18 protein-coding genes are annotated in these 19961 nt (G+C 29.5%); 14 read left to right on the top strand and 4 right to left on the bottom strand.

Annotation, left to right across the window (positions count from 1 at the left end; genetic code table 11):
* The first annotated feature begins 7 nt into the window (after positions 1 to 7).
* The 14 genes from BWR22_RS10100 to BWR22_RS10035 all read left to right on the top strand — a co-directional run bounded on the left by BWR22_RS10100 (position 8) and on the right by BWR22_RS10035 (position 15390).
* Positions 8 to 526, top strand: a complete 519-nt coding sequence (locus BWR22_RS10100) for a DUF6913 domain-containing protein (protein ID WP_076733554.1) — start codon at positions 8 to 10, stop codon at positions 524 to 526.
* A gap of 3 nt (positions 527 to 529) precedes the next feature.
* Positions 530 to 1414: a 4-hydroxy-tetrahydrodipicolinate synthase gene (dapA, locus tag BWR22_RS10095; protein WP_076733553.1), complete on the top strand. Its 885-nt coding sequence runs from the start codon at positions 530 to 532 to the stop codon at positions 1412 to 1414.
* A 166-nt stretch (positions 1415 to 1580) separates the two neighbouring features.
* The gene (locus BWR22_RS10090) at positions 1581 to 2381 is read left to right on the top strand and encodes an outer membrane protein assembly factor BamD (protein ID WP_076733552.1); all 801 of its coding nucleotides are present in this window, start codon (positions 1581 to 1583) and stop codon (positions 2379 to 2381) included.
* A gap of 10 nt (positions 2382 to 2391) precedes the next feature.
* Entirely contained in the window at positions 2392 to 2718 is a 327-nt protein-coding gene (locus BWR22_RS10085) for a DNA-directed RNA polymerase subunit omega (protein ID WP_076733551.1), read from the top strand.
* Between the two features lie 4 nt (positions 2719 to 2722).
* The gene (coaBC, locus tag BWR22_RS10080) at positions 2723 to 3934 is read left to right on the top strand and encodes a bifunctional phosphopantothenoylcysteine decarboxylase/phosphopantothenate--cysteine ligase CoaBC (protein WP_076733550.1); all 1212 of its coding nucleotides are present in this window, start codon (positions 2723 to 2725) and stop codon (positions 3932 to 3934) included.
* On the top strand, positions 3927 to 4814 hold the full coding sequence (gene porD / locus BWR22_RS10075) for a type IX secretion system protein PorD (protein WP_076733549.1): 888 nt from the start codon (positions 3927 to 3929) through the stop codon (positions 4812 to 4814). Before coaBC ends, porD begins: the two co-directional genes overlap by 8 nt.
* A 134-nt stretch (positions 4815 to 4948) precedes the next feature.
* Positions 4949 to 6601 (top strand): DNA repair protein RecN, encoded by a 1653-nt coding sequence (gene recN, locus BWR22_RS10070; protein ID WP_076733548.1) that lies wholly within the window; start codon positions 4949 to 4951, stop codon positions 6599 to 6601.
* Between the two features lie 111 nt (positions 6602 to 6712).
* Positions 6713 to 7537: an enoyl-ACP reductase FabI gene (locus BWR22_RS10065; protein ID WP_076733547.1), complete on the top strand. Its 825-nt coding sequence runs from the start codon at positions 6713 to 6715 to the stop codon at positions 7535 to 7537.
* A gap of 232 nt (positions 7538 to 7769) precedes the next feature.
* Positions 7770 to 10370: a T9SS-dependent choice-of-anchor J family protein gene (locus BWR22_RS10060; protein WP_076733546.1), complete on the top strand. Its 2601-nt coding sequence runs from the start codon at positions 7770 to 7772 to the stop codon at positions 10368 to 10370.
* Between the two features lie 104 nt (positions 10371 to 10474).
* Positions 10475 to 11482, top strand: a complete 1008-nt coding sequence (locus BWR22_RS10055) for a glycosyltransferase (RefSeq protein WP_076733545.1) — start codon at positions 10475 to 10477, stop codon at positions 11480 to 11482.
* The gene (locus BWR22_RS10050; protein WP_076733544.1) at positions 11482 to 12444 is read left to right on the top strand and encodes a CdaR family protein; all 963 of its coding nucleotides are present in this window, start codon (positions 11482 to 11484) and stop codon (positions 12442 to 12444) included. The genes BWR22_RS10055 and BWR22_RS10050 overlap by 1 nt, the downstream gene beginning before the upstream one ends.
* On the top strand, positions 12441 to 13034 hold the full coding sequence (coaE, locus tag BWR22_RS10045) for a dephospho-CoA kinase (protein WP_076733543.1): 594 nt from the start codon (positions 12441 to 12443) through the stop codon (positions 13032 to 13034). The genes BWR22_RS10050 and coaE overlap by 4 nt, the downstream gene beginning before the upstream one ends.
* Positions 13035 to 13115: 81 nt before the next feature.
* Complete coding sequence (locus BWR22_RS10040; RefSeq protein WP_076733542.1) at positions 13116 to 14678, top strand: sensor histidine kinase; 1563 nt, start codon at positions 13116 to 13118, stop codon at positions 14676 to 14678.
* Positions 14679 to 14682: 4 nt separating this feature from the next.
* Complete coding sequence (locus BWR22_RS10035) at positions 14683 to 15390, top strand: response regulator transcription factor (protein WP_076733541.1); 708 nt, start codon at positions 14683 to 14685, stop codon at positions 15388 to 15390.
* Between the two features lie 54 nt (positions 15391 to 15444).
* Here BWR22_RS10035 and BWR22_RS10030 read toward each other — a convergent pair whose 3' ends face one another.
* The 4 genes from BWR22_RS10030 to BWR22_RS10015 form a co-directional block, all read right to left on the bottom strand.
* On the bottom strand, positions 15445 to 16596 hold the full coding sequence (locus BWR22_RS10030) for a DUF2254 domain-containing protein (RefSeq protein WP_317042515.1): 1152 nt from the start codon (positions 16594 to 16596) through the stop codon (positions 15445 to 15447).
* A gap of 163 nt (positions 16597 to 16759) precedes the next feature.
* Positions 16760 to 17671 (bottom strand): tRNA (adenosine(37)-N6)-dimethylallyltransferase MiaA, encoded by a 912-nt coding sequence (miaA, locus tag BWR22_RS10025; RefSeq protein WP_076733539.1) that lies wholly within the window; start codon positions 17669 to 17671, stop codon positions 16760 to 16762.
* Between the two features lie 9 nt (positions 17672 to 17680).
* Positions 17681 to 18541 carry an ion transporter gene (locus tag BWR22_RS10020; RefSeq protein WP_076733538.1) on the bottom strand — a complete coding sequence of 287 codons (861 nt, stop codon included), beginning with the start codon at positions 18539 to 18541 and terminating at the stop codon, positions 17681 to 17683.
* Between the two features lie 21 nt (positions 18542 to 18562).
* A complete protein-coding gene (locus BWR22_RS10015; protein WP_076733537.1) occupies positions 18563 to 19942 on the bottom strand; it encodes an exonuclease domain-containing protein in 1380 nt (459 codons plus the stop codon).
* Positions 19943 to 19961 lie beyond the last annotated feature (19 nt).

The following is a 19961-nucleotide window of genomic DNA, read 5'->3' as shown; positions in this document are numbered from 1 at the left end:
AATATAAATGATTTTAAAAGGATTAAAAGAAAAATCTAATAAAAACTATATTAATTCTAGGTTAAAAAATAGAGTTGTCTCACAATCAAATAGTAAGATTAATAGTATAGGTGTTATTTTTAATGCAGAAGAGATAGATAATCTTCCAGATTTTAATTTTTTAGCTAAAAATTTATATTTAAATAAAGAAGAAATCGAAATTATTGCTTTTAAAGAGCAAGTTAAAAAAGAAGAAAAAACTTTTAAGCCAACCTTTACATTAAAACATTTAGGGTGGAAAGGCGTTATAAAGGATAAAGAATTGCAACAGTTTTTAAATAAAGAATTCGATTTGTTAATAAGTTATTTTAAAAACGACACAACACCTTTAAAACTTTTAACTGTTTCTTCAAAATCAAAATTTAAAGTCGGCGTTTTAGAAACAGACGAGCGTGTAAACGATTTGATTATAAAAACTGAAATGAATGATTTTAAAACATTTACTTCAGAATTAAAAAAATATTTGAATATTCTAAATAAAATATAAATAATGAAAAATCCTTTTTTAGGTACAGGAATTGCAATAGTTACACCATTTACAACAGAAGGTGAAGTAGATTTTAAAGCACTAGCTAATATTGTAGAATACAATATAAAAAATGGTACTAATTATATAGTAATTAGTGGTACAACAGGCGAAAGTGTAACTATAACAAAACAAGAAAAGCAAGACATAATCGATGCTATAATTAAAACTAATAATGGTAGATTGCCACTAGTTTTAGGTATTGGAGGAAACAATACAAATGCAGTTATAGAGGAAATTAAGACAACAGATTTATCTAATTTTGCAGGAATTCTATCTGTATCTCCATACTATAGTAAACCAACTCAAGAAGGAATATATCAACATTTTAAAGCTGTTTCACAAGCATCTCCTGTGCCAATTATTTTATATAATGTGCCAGGTAGAACAGCATCTAATATGCTTCCAGAAACAACAATAAGGTTAGCAAATGACTTTAAAAATATTGTAGCAGTAAAAGAAGCAGGTAATAATGTAGCCCAATATTTACAATTGTTAAAAGATAAGCCAGAAGGATTTGGAGTTATTTCGGGAGACGATGATTTAGCTTTACCAGTAGCTTTAGCTGGAGGAGATGGAGTAATATCGGTGATTGGACAAGCATTTCCAAAACCATTTTCAAAAATGATAGCATTAGGTAGAGAAGGAGATGCTAAACAAGCATTTAAGCTTCATTTTAAATTAATGGAAATAACAAGTCTTATTTTTTCAGAAAACAATCCAGCAGGAATTAAAGCTGTATTGCAAGCCCTAAATCTTTGTAACGACACAGTTCGATTACCACTTGTTGTCGCTTCAGATGATTTAAAAATTAAAATAGCAAACTTTATAAAGCAGTTTGAAAGTTAAATATTACTTAAACCGTGTGGTAGCTTAATTTCAACTCTTACTTTAGCAGTAAAATTATATTTTTAATATCCATATAAATAGCGTATTTTTGCATCTTGTTTCAAAATCTATAAAATAAACATAAAATTATTTTATAAAACAGATGAAAAAACAATAAAAAAAATTGATGAAAAACTTATTTTATTTACTACTCTTAGTCCTAACGCTTAGCTCTTGTAACGAATATCAAAAAGCTTTAAAGTCTGAAGATATTGCAGCAAAATATAAAGTGGGAGAAGAACTTTATAATGCTGGGAAATTTTCTAAAGCAAATCGTTTATTCGAACAAATAATACCGCAATATAGAGGTAAGCCGCAAGCAGAAAGATTAATGTTTTTAAATGCAGATGCTTCATATCAAACAGGAGAGTTTTATGTAGCAGGTTATCATTTTGAGCGTTTTGTTTCTGCATATCCAAAAAGTTCTAAAAGAGAAGAAGCTACTTTTAAAGCAGCAAAAAGTTATTATCAATTATCACCAGTATATTCTAAAGATCAAGAAGATACATATACCGCATTAGAGAAATTACAAAATTTTATTAATGTTTATCCAGAATCTACAGATGTTACTGAGGCTAATGCCTTAGTAAAGGAATTAAGCTTTAAACTAGAAAAAAAGGCATTTGAAACTGCAAAACAATATAATAGAATTTCAGATTATAAAGCATCTATTTCGGCAATAGATAATTTTATAATAGATTTTCCAGGTTCATCACTTCGTGAAGAAGCTTTGTATATTAAATTTGATTCTGCATACCAACTCGCAGTTAGAAGTGTAGAATTTAAAAAGAAAGCTCGTTTAGAAGCTGCAGAAGCATATTATAATGCATTTAAAAAAGCATATGCAAGTTCTACTTTTTTAGAAGATGCAACAACAAAGTATGAAGATACTTTAGAACAATTAGAACAGTACAATACAAAAAGTTAATAAAACAACTATGGATTTAAAAAAGATCGATGCGCCTTTAAGTACAACAACTTATAATAGAAATAAAGTTGATGCACCTACAGAAAACATTTACGAAGCTATTTCAATTATTTCTAAAAGAGCAGAGCAAATTAATTCTGAAATTAAAAAAGAGTTAATTGAAAAGTTGGAAGAATTTGCAACTTACAACGATTCTTTAGAAGAAATCTTTGAAAACAAAGAGCAAATTGAAGTTTCTAAATTCTACGAAAAACTACCTAAGCCACACGCTTTAGCAGTTAAAGAGTGGTTAGACGGTAAAGTTTACCATAGAAATACAGAAGAAAAACAAGACTAATACTATGTCTATTTTAAGTGGCAAAAATATACTATTAGGCATTAGTGCTGGTATTGCTGCTTATAAAACAGCCATATTAGTAAGAGAATTTATAAAAGCAGGTGCTAACGTAAAAGTAGTTATGACACCTGCTTCTAAAGATTTTGTAACACCTCTTACACTTTCTACACTATCTAAAAATCCTGTACACTCTTCTTTTTATAATGAAGACGATGAGAATGCAGAATGGAATAATCATGTCGAGTTAGGGCTTTGGGCAGACTTTTTTGTAGTTGCACCAGCAACAGCAAATACGCTATCTAAAATGGCAAATGGTACATGCGATAATTTATTATTAGCAACATACTTATCTGCTAAATGTCCTGTATATTTTGCTCCGGCAATGGATTTAGATATGTACATTCATCCATCTACAAAAAATACATTTGCTAAGTTGGAAAGCTTTGGAAATATTATGATTCCTGCAACATCTGGTGAATTAGCAAGTGGTTTAGTAGGACAAGGTCGCCTTGCAGAACCAGAAGATATTGTTGCTTTTATAGAAGCCGATATTCTTAAAAACCTTCCGTTAAAAAATAAAAAAATACTTATTACAGCAGGACCAACCTACGAAGCTTTAGATCCTGTTCGTTTTATAGGAAACCATTCTAGCGGAAAAATGGGTTTTGAAATAGCTAAAGCAGCAGCAAGCCTGGGAGCAGAAGTAATTATAGTTACTGGTCCAACGCACCAAAAAGCTGAACACAGTTTAATACAAGTTATTCCTGTAGTTAGTGCGCAAGACATGTATGAAGCCGTACACCAGCATTTTAATTTTGTTGATGTGGCAATATTATCTGCAGCAGTTGCAGATTATAGACCAAAAGAAGTTTCACAAAGTAAAATAAAAAAGAAAGGTGAAACGTTAACATTAGAGTTAGAGAAAACAAAAGATATATTAGCTTCTTTAGGAGCTATAAAAACAAAACAAATATTAGTTGGTTTTGCATTAGAAACAGATAATGAATTAGAAAATGCAAAAGGCAAATTAAAAAAGAAGAATTTAGACTTAATTGTTTTAAATTCGTTAAAAGACAAAGGAGCAGGTTTTAAAAAAGACACTAATAAAGTGACTATTATAGACAAAAATAATAATATAAACGCTTACCAATTAAAATCTAAAGCAGAAGTGGCAAGAGATATTTTAAGCGTTATAACACAAAAATTAAATGCGTAAACTACTTATACTTTTAGCCTTTTTTACAATAAACTTTGGTTTTTCTCAAGAGCTAAACTGTAATGTAGTTGTAAATGCGCAATTAACGGGTAACGAGAATCTTCAAATATTTAAAACACTTGAAAATCAATTAACAGAGTTTGTAAATAAAACAAAATGGACCAATAGAAACTTTAAACCTCAAGAACGTATAAACTGTAATATAGTAATAAATGTTACAGGACAATCTGGAGAAAATTTTGAAGCATCTATACAAGTACAGTCATCAAGACCAGTATTTGGTTCTACATACACAACGCCTATTTATAATATAAACGATAAAGACTTTTCTTTTAGATATTTAGAATTTCAAAATTTAATTTATAATGAAAATCAGTACGAATCTAATCTTGTTTCTGTATTGGCTTTTCATATAAATATGGTTTTTGGTTTAGACGCCGAAACTTTTCAAAAAGAAGGTGGCGATCCTTACTTTAAGCAAGCTCAACGTATTGTAAATTTTTCTCAACAAGAAAATTTTAAAGGTTGGAAATTAGAAGATGGATTACAAAGTAGATTTGCACTTATAGATAATATTTTATCTCCAACATTTAGTGAGTTTAGAACTGTAATGTATAATTACCATAGAAGAGGAATGGACATTATGAGTGAAAATAGTAAAGATGCAAAAAATGAAATTGTATTAGCGCTATCATATTTTAAGAAAATGAATTCTAATAGACCAAACTCTTATCTTGCCCGTATATTTTTTGATGCAAAAGCAGAAGAAATAGAACAAATATTTTCTTCTGGACCTAATGTGGAAGTTGTAGATTTGGTAGAGCTATTAAACCGCGTCGCTCCAACACATGCCAGTAAATGGCGAAATATAAAATATTAATTTCTTTATTTTTATTACTTAGGTAACAATCTAATAATTATATTTAACGTACACTCTTAATTTGTAGTTATTGCGTAAATTAAATATATAAATTAGAGATTGTAATTAAGTACCGCTTATTAAATTTAAAAAATATGTTAACTTCTTTATCCATAAAAAATTATGCTTTAATAGATCATTTACAAGTAGATTTTAATAATGGGTTTACAATAATTACTGGAGAAACAGGTGCAGGAAAATCTATATTATTAGGAGGACTCTCATTAATATTAGGTAAACGAGCAGATTTAAGTAGCCTTCGTAATAAAGAAAAAAAATGTGTTATTGAGGCTAATTTTGATGTAACAAACTATAAACTCGAAACTCTTTTTAAACTCGAAGATTTAGATTTCGAACCACAAACAATTATTAGAAGAGAAATATTGCCAAGTGGTAAATCTAGAGCTTTTGTTAACGATTCTCCTGTAAAACTTTCTAGCTTACAAGCTTTAGGAGAGCGATTAATAGATATACATTCTCAGCACGAAACACTTCAAATGGTAGACGATAGTTTTCAATTTCAAGTTATAGATGCTTTAGCTAATACCCAGAAAGAAATATCAAATTATTCAAAAAAACAATTAGAATATAAAGCATTAAATAAAGATTTAGAAAAGTTAATAGCCTTTCAAACCGAAGCTATTAAAGAACACGATTATAACTCTTTTTTGTTAAATGAGTTAACCCAAGCGAAACTTAAAGCCGGAGAGTTAGAGACTTTAGAAGAAGAGTTAGAAACTTTAAGCAATATAGATGCAATTCAAGAAAAATTAACAACATCAAATCAATTATTAAGCGATGAGCAAATAGGTGTTTTGTCTACATTAACAGAATTAAAAAATACACTTAAACAACTATCTGTTATTTCTAATAAATACGAAGACCTTTATAATCGTACAAATAGTAGTTTAATTGAGTTAGACGATGTTTTTAGTGAATTAGAAACTTTTCAAGAAAATTTAGAAGCAGACCCAAATAGATTACAAGAAGTAAACGGAAGATTAACAATTATAAATAACTTATTTCAAAAGCATGTTGTATCTACTATAGAAGAACTAATTGTAATAGAAAATCAATTGTCAGACAAAGTATTAGCAACAGAAAATGTAGATTCGGATATAGCTAAAAAGAAATCCGAAATTTTAAAAGTAAAACAAGATTTAGATGCTTTAGCGTTATTAATTCATAATAAAAGACAAAAAGCAATTCCATCTTTAAAAGAAAAATTAGAAGCTATTTTAGCACAATTAGGCATGCCTAACGCCCAATTTAACATTGTACTTTCATTATCAGAAACATATTATTTAAACGGAAAAGATAGTTTAGATTTCTTGTTTTCGGCTAATAAAGGAGGAGAATTTAAACCACTAAAAAAAGCAGCGTCTGGAGGAGAATTATCACGTATAATGCTTGCTATAAAATCTATACTGACTCAATATATAAAATTACCAACTATAATGTTCGATGAGATAGACACAGGAGTTTCTGGAGAAATATCTAATAAAATGGCAGATATTATGGCAGGAATGAGTAAAACCATGCAAGTATTTAGTATTACACATTTACCACAAATTGCAGCAAAAGGGCATACACATTTTAAGGTGTATAAAAAAGATGTAAACGAGGTTACAACAACCAATCTAGTAAAACTTAATCACGACGAGCGTATTGTAGAAATCGCACAAATGCTAGGTGGAGTAGATGTCTCTAATTCTGCCTTAGCGCATGCAAAAGAACTATTAAATTAAACACCTTTATTTATATAAAAGTAGATAAAAGCTAATTATAAAAAATAAGAGTATTTTATATTATCTTTGATGCTTAATACAACTTACCAAAACGACTAAATAAATAACAATATGTCATACAATTTATTAAAAGGAAAAAGAGGAATTATATTTGGAGCATTAGACGAAAATTCAATCGCTTGGAAAACAGCAGAACGTGTTCACGAAGAAGGAGGAACTTTTGTACTTACTAATGCGCCAGTTGCTATGCGAATGGGTGAAATAAATAAGCTAGCAGAAAAAACAGGTTCACAAATTATTCCTGCCGATGCTACAAGTGAAGAAGATTTGCAAAATTTAGTGTCTCAAGCAACCGAGATTTTAGGAGGTAAATTAGACTTTGTTTTACATTCTATAGGTATGTCTATTAATGTAAGAAAAGGAAAACATTATACAGACCAAAATTATGCATGGACACAAAAAGGAACAGACGTATCTGCAATGTCTTTTCATAAAACTATGCAAACACTTTATAAGCAAGACGCTATGAATGAGTGGGGAAGTATTGTGGCATTAACATATATGGCAGCACAACGTGTATTTCCAGATTATAATGATATGGCAGAAAATAAAGCATATTTAGAAAGTGTAGCACGTAGTTTTGGATATTTTTTCGGAAAAGATAAAAAAGTAAGAGTAAATACAATTTCACAGTCGCCAACACCTACAACAGCAGGAAGTGGAGTAAAAGGATTTGACGGTTTTATAGCTTACGCCGAAAAAATGTCTCCTTTAGGAAATGCAACTGCAATGGACTGTGCTAATTATACAGTATCATTATTTAGTGATTTAACAAAACGTGTAACATTACAAAACCTTTATAATGATGGAGGATTTAGTAACATGGGTGTTAGTGATGCGGTTATGGATGCCTTTGTGAAAGGACAAGAAGAATAACAATTATAAAAAATAAACATTATAAACCATTCAAAATTAATTGAATGGTTTTTTTTATGCCATAACAAAAAAAAATTAATATTAAATTATTATCGAACTGTTAACTAATTGTTAACGTTTAATCGAGATAAAAGGTATATTGTCGATTTATTGCTATTTGTTCTTATTACTTAATAAAAAAACAATATTTTGGTAAGATTAATAATTAATATTTACCTAAAAACAATTTAATATGAAGAAAATTACTTTTTTATTTTTAATGCTTTGTGCGACATTTACTTTCGCACAAGTTACAACTTATCCCTATCAGGAACAATTTGAAGGTGTAACAGTATGTGACGGAGGTTTTGCTTGTGTTCCAGAAACATCTTGTGATGATTCAGTACCTACAGGTTGGATTCAAGCAGATACAGACGATGGAAATTTTGCTATAGACTCTGGTTCAACTGGTTCAGGTTACTTAGCAGGAGGAAGCGGACAATATTATTATATTGAGACTTCAGGTTCTTGTACTAATACAAATCAATTAGTTTCTGAAACTTTTGACTTATCATCTCTTACAGCTGCTACTGCTAAACTATCAGTAGCTTCTAATCAAGACGGTTTTTTAACTGTTGAGTTTAGTACAGATGGTGGTGCTACTTGGGATCCAACACCATTATTATCATATACTGCTCCAGGTACAGCTACAGGATGGAATGATCAAACTCTAGATTTAAGTGTAATTACTCCTAATACAAATGTTGCTTTCAGATTTACGGCAGGTGGAGCAGATTCATTTGATGATGATTTAGGTTTTGATAATTTTAGAGTTGAGGAAGCACCAACATCTACGCCTCCTTGTACCGCAAATAACGTGTCTACACCAGATGCTGCATGTGGTAATTTTGATACAGTTTTAACTTGGGATGCATCTGTAGGTGCAGATGGTTACTATTTAACTATTGGTACTTCTACAGGAGGTAATGATGTAGTAGATAATTTAGATTTAGGAGGAGCTCTAACATATACAGTAAGTGATCAAATGATTGCTACGGATTATTTTTGGACAGTATCTCCTTATAACTCGATTGGGACATCAACGTGTACAGAAAATACATATACAACATTTTCAGATGGATGCTACTGTGAGTCTACACCTTCTAGTAATGACGGTACAGGTATAGGAAATTTACTAGTAGGTAGTACAAACTTTTCAAGTACTGGTGATAATACATATGAAGATTTTACAGGAACTCCTGTTGATTTAGGTCAAGGAATTTCTGCTAATGTTCAAATAACATTTGAAACTGGATACAGTTACGATACTAACATATGGATTGATTTGAATGATGATTATGTTTTTGATGATGCAACAGAATTGTTATATTCAGGAGAGTCATTAAGTGATAACCCGACAACTTTAGATGCATCTTTTACAATGCCAGCAGATGCTACGTTAGGACAGCATAGAATGAGAATTGGTACAGCAGATTCAGGTCAATCAACACCAAATTCTTGTTATGAAGGTTCTTATGGAGTAACAATGGACTTAGATGTGAATATTGTTGCTGTATCTTGTACAGCTCCAACAGCTACTGCAACTCTAGTTACAGATTGTGATAATTCTCAGTTTTTTGTTGATGTAGACGTTACAGGTTTAGGTGATGGAACATCGCAAATTAATGATGGAACAAATACTTATCCAGCTACTACTTTAGGAGTTGTTCAAGTTGGTCCTTATGCAGATGGTACATCTGTAAATTTAATTTTAGAAAATGGTACAGATAGTACTTGTGATTTAGCTTTAGGTAGTTTTACATACACTTGTCCAATTCCAGGTCAATTATGTGAGACTGCGCTACCAATTGCTTCAGTACCTTATACTACTTCAGATGATACAGCGAACTATTTTGATGATTATGAGAATGGATCTACACCTTGTAGTTTATATTATATGAGCGGTGATGATGTATTTTATACTTTTACACCTTCTGTAACAGAAACTTATAGATTTGCGTTAAGTAATTTAACTGGTACTTATTCTGGTTTACATGTATTAGATAACTGTTTAGATGCTTCACCTAATTGTGTTGGATTTGTAGGTTCTTCTGGTTCAGCAGATAGGTTTGTAGATGCAGATTTAGTGTCTGGTACAACTTATTACATTGCAATCTCTACTTGGGCTTCTCCTCAGTCTACTGCTTATACATTAGATGTAACAATAGCACCTCCAGCAAACGACGAGTGTGCAGATGCAGAAGCCTTAACTTTAGGAACTATGGTTAGTGGAGATACAGCTGCAGCTACAGATTCTGGAGTGGCAGCAGGTTCTTGTGGTGCAACTGGTGGAGATCAAGATATTTGGTACTCTTTTGTTGCTACTGCTACAATGGCAGTAACAGTTGATACAACTGCAGATACTGTTGTAATATACGATGATACTGCTTGTACAGGAGGTACAGAAATTGCATGTGTTGGAGAAGGTTCTACAGATGTTGGAGGTCTTACAGATGGAGCTACCTACTATGCAAGAGTTTATAACAGTGGTATTGCTAAAGTAGCAGGGCCTGTAGATTTAACAATCTCAGAAACTACATTATCTACTAGAGATTTTAATGGAAACACTATTTTCTCTTACTATCCAAACCCAGTAAATAATACATTAACATTAAACGCTCAACAAGCTATAAATAATGTTACTATATTTAATATGTTAGGTCAAGAAGTTATTAGAACAGCACCAAATGCTGTATCTAAAGATGTTGATATGTCTAGCTTACAATCTGGAACTTACTTTGTACAAGTAACTGTTGGAAGTGCAGTAGAAACTGTAAAAATTATTAAAAACTAATAATTTATATAATATGTTTTACTAAAACTTAGTACTACATAAATATTATAAAAGCCACTCTTTTTAGAGTGGCTTTTTATATTGTATTACTGTACATTTGTATTATGCAATTACCGTTTTCATTTATTATTCCTGTTTATAATCGCCCTAATGAGATAGAAGAGCTTTTACAGAGTTTTTCTAAATTAAAGTTTAGCGGAGATTATGAGATTGTTATTGTAGAAGATGGCTCTACAGATTCTTCAGAACTAGTAGTAAAAAATTATAATTCACTTTTAAACATCTCATATTATTTCAAAGAAAATTCTGGTCCAGGAGACTCTAGAAATTTTGGTATGGAAAAAGCAAAAGGAAATTATTTTATAATTTTAGACAGCGATTGTATTTTACCAGAACAGTATCTAAATGAAGTTATACGTAATTTAAAACATAATTATGTAGATTGTTTTGGTGGACCAGATGCTGCACATGCGTCATTCTCTAACCTACAAAAAGCTATAAATTTTAGCATGACTTCTTTTATAACTACAGGAGGAATTAGAGGTAATAAAAAGAGTGTAAATAAATTTCAGCCTCGAAGTTTTAATATGGGCCTATCTAAAAAAGCATTTCAATCTACTGGTGGTTTTGGACGTGTTCATCCTGGAGAAGATCCAGACTTATCTATAAGGTTATGGAATTTAGGGTTTAAAACAGCATTTTTTGAAAGTGCTTATGTTTACCATAAACGTAGAATATCTTGGTCTAAATTTTATACTCAAGTAAATAAATTTGGTATGGTTAGGCCAATTCTTAATAAATGGCACCCACAAACTAAAAAAATAACATATTGGTTTCCTACCTTATTTGTGCTAAGTATTGTTTTTTCAATTATTATATCGTTTTTAGAAATTATGCTACCTTTATATTTTATATTAGCTTATTACCTTTTAGCTTTTAGTTTAGCTTTAGTAAAAACAAAAAATATAGTAGTTGCTTTTCAATCTTTAATAGCTATAACAATTCAGTTTTTTGGTTATGGTATTGGGTTTTTAAAATCGACATTTTATTTAAGTATTTTAAATAGAAATCCAGAAGCGCAGTTTCCTAAATTATTTTTTAAACATAAATAATGTCTTTAATCTCAAGCACAATAAAAAATATAGTAAGAAGCAGGAAACTAAATGTATTTCTTATATTTTTTATATTGGCTTTTTTTATTTTAATCTTAGCAAGGTTATCGGCAAGTTATACAAATACAGTAAAATTTAAAGTTGTATTAAAAAACATACCAGATGAAATGGTAGTGCTTAACGACTCTACCAATGTATTAAACTTTACAATGAATACAGATGGTTTTGAGTGGTTAAAGTACTATTTTAAAACACCTTCAATAGATATAGATTTTAAAAATGAAGTAAGAAAAAGCGATTCGCTTTATGCGTGGTCTTTGTCTAGAGGATACTCAGGAATTAATGATCAATTTGGAAAAAATATAGAGATAAAAACTATTAATCCAGATACACTTTTATTTAAAGTAGATATTAATGCTGTTAAAAAGGTGCCTGTTATACCTAATTTAAAAATTAATTATAGTCCAGGTTATAATGTTTTAAATTCTATAGTTACTAATCCAGATTCTGTAAAAATAATTGGCCCAAAATCTTTAATTTCTAATATAACTAATTTAGAAACAAATGTGTTAAAACGAGAGAATGTTAACAAGCCTTTTAATGCTAGATTAGCATTAAAATTAGATAGTTTAGATTCTCAAATTTTAGTAAAAACAAAGAGTGTAAGTGTAGATATATTAGTAGAAAAATTTACAGAGGGAACTTTAACTTTACCTGTAGAAATTATTAATGTACCTAAAAATGTAAAAGTTAATTATTTTCCTAAAACGGTTAACCTATCTTACTACACTAGTTTAGAAAACTATAATAAAATAACTGTAGACGATTTTGATGTTATATGTGATTTTAAAGAGCATAATAATAAGTCAACATATTTAACACCAAAGTTAATAAAGTCTCCAAAAACAATAAAAACAGCTCGATTACATGAGCAAAAAATAGAATATATAATCTCAGAATGATAACTGTTGGACTTACAGGAGGAATTGGTAGTGGAAAAACTACTGTAGCTAAAGCTTTTGAAGCTTTAGATATACCTATATATATAGCTGATGATGAAGCCAAAAAATTAATGAATAACTCTAAAGTAATTAGAAGAAAACTAATAAAACTTTTTGGAGAAGAAGCATATTTAAATGGCACACTAAATAAACCATATTTAGCCAAAGCTATTTTTAATAATAAAGAATTATTAAAAACAATGAATGCTATTGTACATCCTAAAGTAGGAAAGCATTTTGTAAAATGGAAAAACAAACAAACTGCTCCTTATGTTATAAAAGAAGCAGCTATACTTTTTGAAAATGGAAGTTATAAAAATTACGACTACATTATAACTGTAACTGCTCCAGAAGAAACACGTATTAAACGTGTGTTAAAGCGTGATAACTCTAATATAAAAAAAGTAAAAGCAATTATAGCTAACCAGTGGCCAGATATTGAAAAAATTAAGCTCTCCGATTTTGTAATAGAAAATATAGATATTAAAAAGACAAAAGAAGAAGTTTTAAAAACCCACCAACAACTCCTTAAACTTGCCAAAAACATTTAAAAAGTTTTAAGTTTTAACATTTTTGTTAATGTAAGGTTAAATCCATCGTTTACTAAATGTTAAAATATTAATTTTGAATGAATGAGTAAAAAAGTGTTTTTTGTACTAGTTGTCCTAATGAGTTTATCTCTTATAGGTATCATATTTGTACAAAGCTATTACATATCTAATTCTATAAGCAGTAAAGAAGATAATTTCAACTTTAATGTTAAACAGTCGTTAATTCAAGTTTCTAAAAATGTTGAACAAGAAGAGTTTAGAGACTATGTTTACAAATTAAAACGTTTAATAGCTCAAGATATAGATATAATTAGAGATACAACAGCTATTCGAAATCTTTATGTTAAACAAGAAGATCAAGCTAAAAACGAAACACTTGTTTACAGAAATGGAATATTAGAAGAAAATTATAAATTATCTCCTGCGCTCTTTGACATAGGTTCTGATTCAATAAGTATTAAAAAAATTATTAGTGAAAAAGAAACCAAAATCTTTAAAACTAGTGAAATTGATGGAAACTTAAATAATAATGAGATTTTTACAGAGTATGGAAGAACAGAAAAAATACTCTTTGATGATTATTATAGAGATTTCGCGTACAGAACGCCAATTCATAGAAGAATATCTCGAGAAAACATAGATAGATTGTTAGCTCTTAAGTTAAAACAATTTGACATAGATATTGATTATGAATTTGCTATATATAGTAATGACTTAGCAACAAAAGTACAATCTGAAAATTTCGAATTAGAAGACCAGATTACAATGGAAGTTCCTATTTTTTCTGAAGATAATGGAACAAACAACTATAGATTATTAGTTAATTTTCCACAAAGAAATAGGTTTATTTGGTCGTCTGTATTAGGTATGTTAGGCTTATCTGTTTTATTTACATCTATAATTATAATTGCTTTTATAACTGCATTAACGCAAATTATGAGGCAAAGACAAATTGCAGAAATTAAAACAGACTTTATAAATAATATGACACATGAGTTTAAAACACCTATTGCAACAATAAATTTAGCTTTAGACTCTATAAAAAATCCTAAGATTATTAATGATAAAGATAAGGTAAAACGCTATTTAGGAATGATACGTGAAGAAAACAAACGTATGCATGCCCAAGTAGAAAATGTACTTAGAATTTCTAAATTAGAAAAAAACGAGTTAAATATTAGTAAGGAAGGACTAGGTATTCACGACTTAATAGAAGACGCTATCTCACATATAGAATTAATTGTAGAAGATAGACAAGGACATATAGAAACAGAACTTAAAGCAACCAAATCTTCTGTATTAGCTAACGAAACACATTTTACAAATGTTCTAGTTAATATATTAGATAATGCTATAAAATATTCGCCAGAAGCACCAAAAATTACTGTACAAACAGAAAATGTAGGTAATAGCATTTTGGTAAATATTAAAGACGAAGGTAGCGGAATGAGTAAAGCTGCTGCTAAACGTGTTTTCGAAAAATTTTATAGAGAACACACAGGAAATATACACAATGTTAAAGGTCATGGTTTAGGCTTGGCTTATGTAAAAAGAATAGTAGAAGACCACAACGGTCATATATCAGTAACAAGTGAAAAAGGGAAAGGGAGTACTTTTACAATAAAACTTCCGTTAATATCATAACATTATGGACGAACAAGAAAAGAAAATATTATTAGTAGAAGACGATCCAAATTTTGGAACCGTTTTAAAAGATTATTTAATGATGAATGATTACGAAGTAATCCACGCCAAAAATGGAATGGAAGGCTTCGAGAAGTTTAAAAAAGACGACTACGATCTTTGCATCTTAGATGTTATGATGCCTTATAAAGATGGTTTTACGCTTGCCAAAGAAATTAGAGAAAAAAATGCCGAAGTACCAATTATCTTTCTAACAGCTAAGGCAATGAAAGAAGATGTACTTAAAGGATATAAAGTAGGAGCAGACGATTACCTAAACAAACCTTTTGATAGTGAAGTGCTTTTAATGAAAATTAAAGCAATAATGGCTAGAAAAGCAACAGATACTGTTGCGGATAGTAAACAGTTTGAATTTAAAATTGGAAATTTCGACCTTAATTCTAAATTAAGATTTTTAACTTTTAAAGGAGGAGAACAAGTAAAATTATCTCCAAAAGAAAACGAATTATTACGTTTATTAGCTTTACATGAAAACGATTTAATGCCAAGAGAATTAGCGTTAACAAAAATATGGAGAGACGATAACTATTTTACATCTAGAAGTATGGATGTGTATATAGCTAAACTACGTAAATACCTAAAAGTAGACGATAGAGTAGAGATATTAAACATACATGGAGAAGGCTTTAGATTAGTTGTTAATCCAGAGTAAAATCTACATTCAATTTACAAATAAAAAACACCACCTATAAAGTGGTGTTTTTTGTTAAATACTAGCCAAATCTCTTTCATTTTTTATAGAGGATTTAGCATCAATTTTTAATTGTTCTATTTCGTTAATAATTACTTTTTTGTAATTTTCGTTAGTACATGTTTTTTTCAAGCTAGTTAGCATAACTAATAGTTTTTGTACCAAAATAATGTCGTGTTTACAGTAAGTTCTTAAAGCAGCCATGACTTGAAAAAGTAAAGTTTTAAAACTAACTGTTTCCATTGTAATTACTATTTCGTCATCAATTTTAGTATAAGTAACATCATTTTTTTCAATTCTAATACTAAAAAGCTGCGTTAAATAATCTATAGCATTTATAGCTGTTCCAGGATCGTTAATACCAGGAGACATGGCTTTAACAGCAATTTCTGTTAATTGCTTAAAGGCTAGCGCGTAATTATCTTCTATCATTTCGCTTTTAGCAAAGGCAAAAAGTTTTAATATTTTTTCAATTTCCTCATCGTTAAGTTTTACGTTAGATTTAAATAAATCATTCTCCTTAAGCACAAAGGTACCTTTAATAGGTATTATTTTAATTTTAGCATCTATTTCTTTAGTTATTTTAGCAATGTTTGTTAACGATACATCTTGCAAATAACCACTAATGTTAGATTTGTAACAGTTCCAATTTTCGGTGTTTTCAAACTCTTTAATATCATCTCCTTCATCTTCATTTTTAATTAAAATTTCTAAACGTTTTTTAGAAGTTTTAAATATTTTCTGCATTATATTACTAATCTGTATTTCTTGAGAAATGGAATGAATAAAATAAATAAATGCTGCCAGACAATTAAGCATAAAAATAATAGCAAACAGTACCGAAAATCCTGGTAGTTGGTATTTATTACCATCTGGCTCTATGTAAACTAGAATAAAAATGCAATAAATAATGGTAGATAAATAAATTCCTAAAACTATTTGATGTCTTGTGTTAGATATTAATCCAGGTAATAGGCGAGGAGAAAAGTTACTAGATGCTTGACTTAAAAGTATCATTACCATAGAGAAACTAAAAACCATAATAGAAATTAAACCAGCAATAAATGTGGTAAGTAAAGATCTTGCAGTTTCGGTATTATTAATAACTAATTGTGGTACGGTTTCTAACAAATATTTAGAGATACCTTGCTCTTCGAGGTAAAACATAAGATATGCAAACAAGCAGCCTACAAAACTTATTAGGGTGGGATAGAATGCTATTTTGTCTTTCAATTTATAAATTAATCGAAAGATGTATACAAATCGTTCTTTCATAAAGTGTTATTTATGTCTAAGATACTCTATTACTTTAATAATTGAAAGTGTTCAATTATAGTTTGCTTTTTATGCTAGAGATTATGTTGTCTATACTTGTTTGGTAGTCAAACCATAAAGTGTTAGGGTCACGTTTAAACCAGGTTAATTGGCGTTTAGCAAATCTCCTTGTGTTTTTCTTAAGTTCTTGAATTGCAAAATCAAGTGTCCATTCGCCATTAAAATAATTAAAAAACTCTTTGTATCCTACCGTATTTAATGCGTTAAGATGTTGCTTGTTAATAAGAGATTTTACTTCTTCTAATTGTCCTTGAGACATCATAATATCTACGCGTTTATTAATACGGTTATATATTGTCTCGCGCTCTGCAGTTAGACCAATGGTTATAGTTTTAAATATGCGTTTATTTTTGTCTTTATTTAAAAATGAAGAATATGGTTTACCACTTCCTAAACATATTTCTAAAGCTCTAATAACACGTTGAGGATTATCTATAGCAATTGTGTTATAAGCTTTTAAATCTAATGTTTTTAATTGAAGCTGAAGTTTTTGCAGTCCATTCTCGGCTAATTCTAAATTTAATTTTTCTCTAATACTCTTATCTATTTCTGGAAAATAATCTAATCCTTTTGTAACGGCATCTACATAAAGACCAGAACCTCCAACCATAATAACAATATCATGTTTTTTAAATAAATTGTCTAAGGTTTTAATAGCATCTTTTTCAAAAGCACCAACGTTATAGTTATCTTCAATAGATTTATTATGTATAAAATGATGTTTTGCTTGAGATAGTTCTTCTTTAGTTGGAGCCGCTGTACCTATTTGCATTTCTTTATAAAATTGTCTAGAATCTGCAGATAATATTTCGGTTTTAAAATGTTGCGCAAGTTTAATACTTAAGCTTGTTTTACCAATGGCAGTAGGTCCAACAATGGAAATAAGATATTTGTTTTTAGAATTCAAAAGTGATGACTATTCTATGTGTAAGTTATGGCCGCAATTATAGCAGTACTCGGCCTCATCTTTATGTTTTGTTGATAAACAATTTTGACACGTTTGAGAGTTTAAGTGAATTTTCTCTGCTTTACTATCCTTGTCAATATCATTTTTGTTTGCGTTTTTGGTATATTCTGCCGAAACAATTCCTGTAGGAACAGCAATAATACCATAACCCATAATCATAATTATAGTTGCTATTAATTGGCCTAAAGGTGTTTGTGGAGCAATGTCTCCAAAGCCTACAGTTGTAAGTGTTACAATGCACCAATACACACTTTTTGGAATATTAGAAAAGCCATGCTCTTCTCCTTCTACCAAATACATTAAGGTTCCAAAAATTATGGATGCAATTAATACTGCAAATAAAAAAACAGATATTTTTGCACGACTGGCTTTTATGGCAGAACTTAAATGGTTAGAAGCACCAAGATAACGTGCCAGTTTTAATACTCTAAATATTCTTAATAGACGTAAAGCTCTTAATGCAACTAATGCGTTACTTCCAACAACAAAAATAGATAAGTACATTGGTATTGTAGATAAAAGATCTATAATTCCATAAAAACTAAGAATATATTTTTTAGGCTTATTTACTGTAATAATTCTAGCAATATATTCTATAGAAAATAAGATAGTAACTATCCATTCTCCTATATATAAAATATCGTGGTATTTGTCATCAATCCAACTAACACTCTCTAACATTACTAGAGCGATACTTGTTAGAATAAAAATAAGTAAAACAATATCAAAAAGTTTACCAGCAGGAGTGTCTGCTTCGTAAATAATCTCGTGGAGTTTATTTTTTAAATTGTTTTTATTTGTTTTACCCATAAATCAAAAATACTAAAAAGATTATTTCCTTAGCTCAGAATCTAATTTAAGAATTTTAAGACGCTTATTTTTTCTTAAGTAACTTTGTATTATGTGTTGCGTGTGTTTATTGTTTTCCATTGGAATAATAATAGATTTTAAAATGTCTTTATTATTTAATTGGTAATTTAAATCGTAAAAACCATAGCCTTTAAATATTCCATTTTCAATTAAAATTGCACTACGTTCGTTAACATTTCGACCTTTATCTATAATAATCATGTCTTGGTCTTTGTAGCTATATTTAGATATAAACTCATTAACACGATTGTTATATAATTTAGTGTTTTCTTCATTTACACAAGCACCATCACATTCTTTTAATTCATACCTAAAACAGCTACTTAAAGTTTTTTCTAAACCTGTTAGCTTTAGGCATAAACTGTATTTTTCTGTGGCTTGATGTAAAAAGTCTTTAGCACTTTGCTTGTTACTAAATGTTGTTATAGGTCTTTTTCGTCCATCGGCTACATCAATTTTTAAATTTATATAACCGTTATTATCTAAAGTAGTATATAAAGCGTGAGAGAAAACATTTTTTCTTAAACCTCTATTAAATATAGGTTTATTTTTTTTTATCTCATGGCTTTCTTTTAATAGCGCAATTAACTCACTACCTGTAGCATCGTAAGTTACAGTTGCTACCTGTAATTGAATTTTTTTAGATTTTCTATTAGTACCTGTAAAATGCTGATTAATACGCTTTTTTATATTCTTACTTTTCCCAATATATATAATATTGCCATCTTTATTATGTATATAATATACACCAGTAATCGAAGGTGTTTGGGCAATAATATCTACTAGTTTTGGCTCTAATTGTTTTTGTGTGTGTTTACGTAAAAATGTTTTAATTATTGTTTTTTCTACGTCTTTGCTTAATAAGAGTTTAAAAAGTTTTACAGTAGCTAAAGCATCTCCAGAGGCTCTATGCCTATCTGTAACCGGTATTCCTAAAGAACGTACTAATTTCCCTAAGCTATAAGATGGTAAATCTGGAATAAGTGTTTTTGCTAATTCTACGGTACAAAGTGTTTCTTTATTAAAATCAAAACCTAAACGCCTAAATTCTGTAGTTAATATTCTATTATCAAACTGGGCATTATGTGCAACTATAACGCAACCTTCGGTGATTTCTACAATTCGTTTTGCAACCTCATAAAATTTAGGCGCATTTTTTAACATATTACTGTTAATTCCTGTAAGGTTAACTACAAAAGGCTGTATTTCTCTTTCCGGATTTACTAAGCTTATAAATTGGTCTACAATCTCGTGTCCATCAAATTTATAAATAGCAATTTCAGTAATGCCTTCTTCATTATATTTACCGCCAGTGGTTTCTATGTCTAGTATTGCGTACAAATAAGTTAAAAGTTGCTTG

It is taken from the genome of Lacinutrix venerupis (genome assembly GCF_001971745.1).
GTDB classification, from domain to species: domain Bacteria; phylum Bacteroidota; class Bacteroidia; order Flavobacteriales; family Flavobacteriaceae; genus Lacinutrix; species Lacinutrix venerupis.
This window is presented reverse-complemented; position numbering and strand designations above follow the sequence as displayed.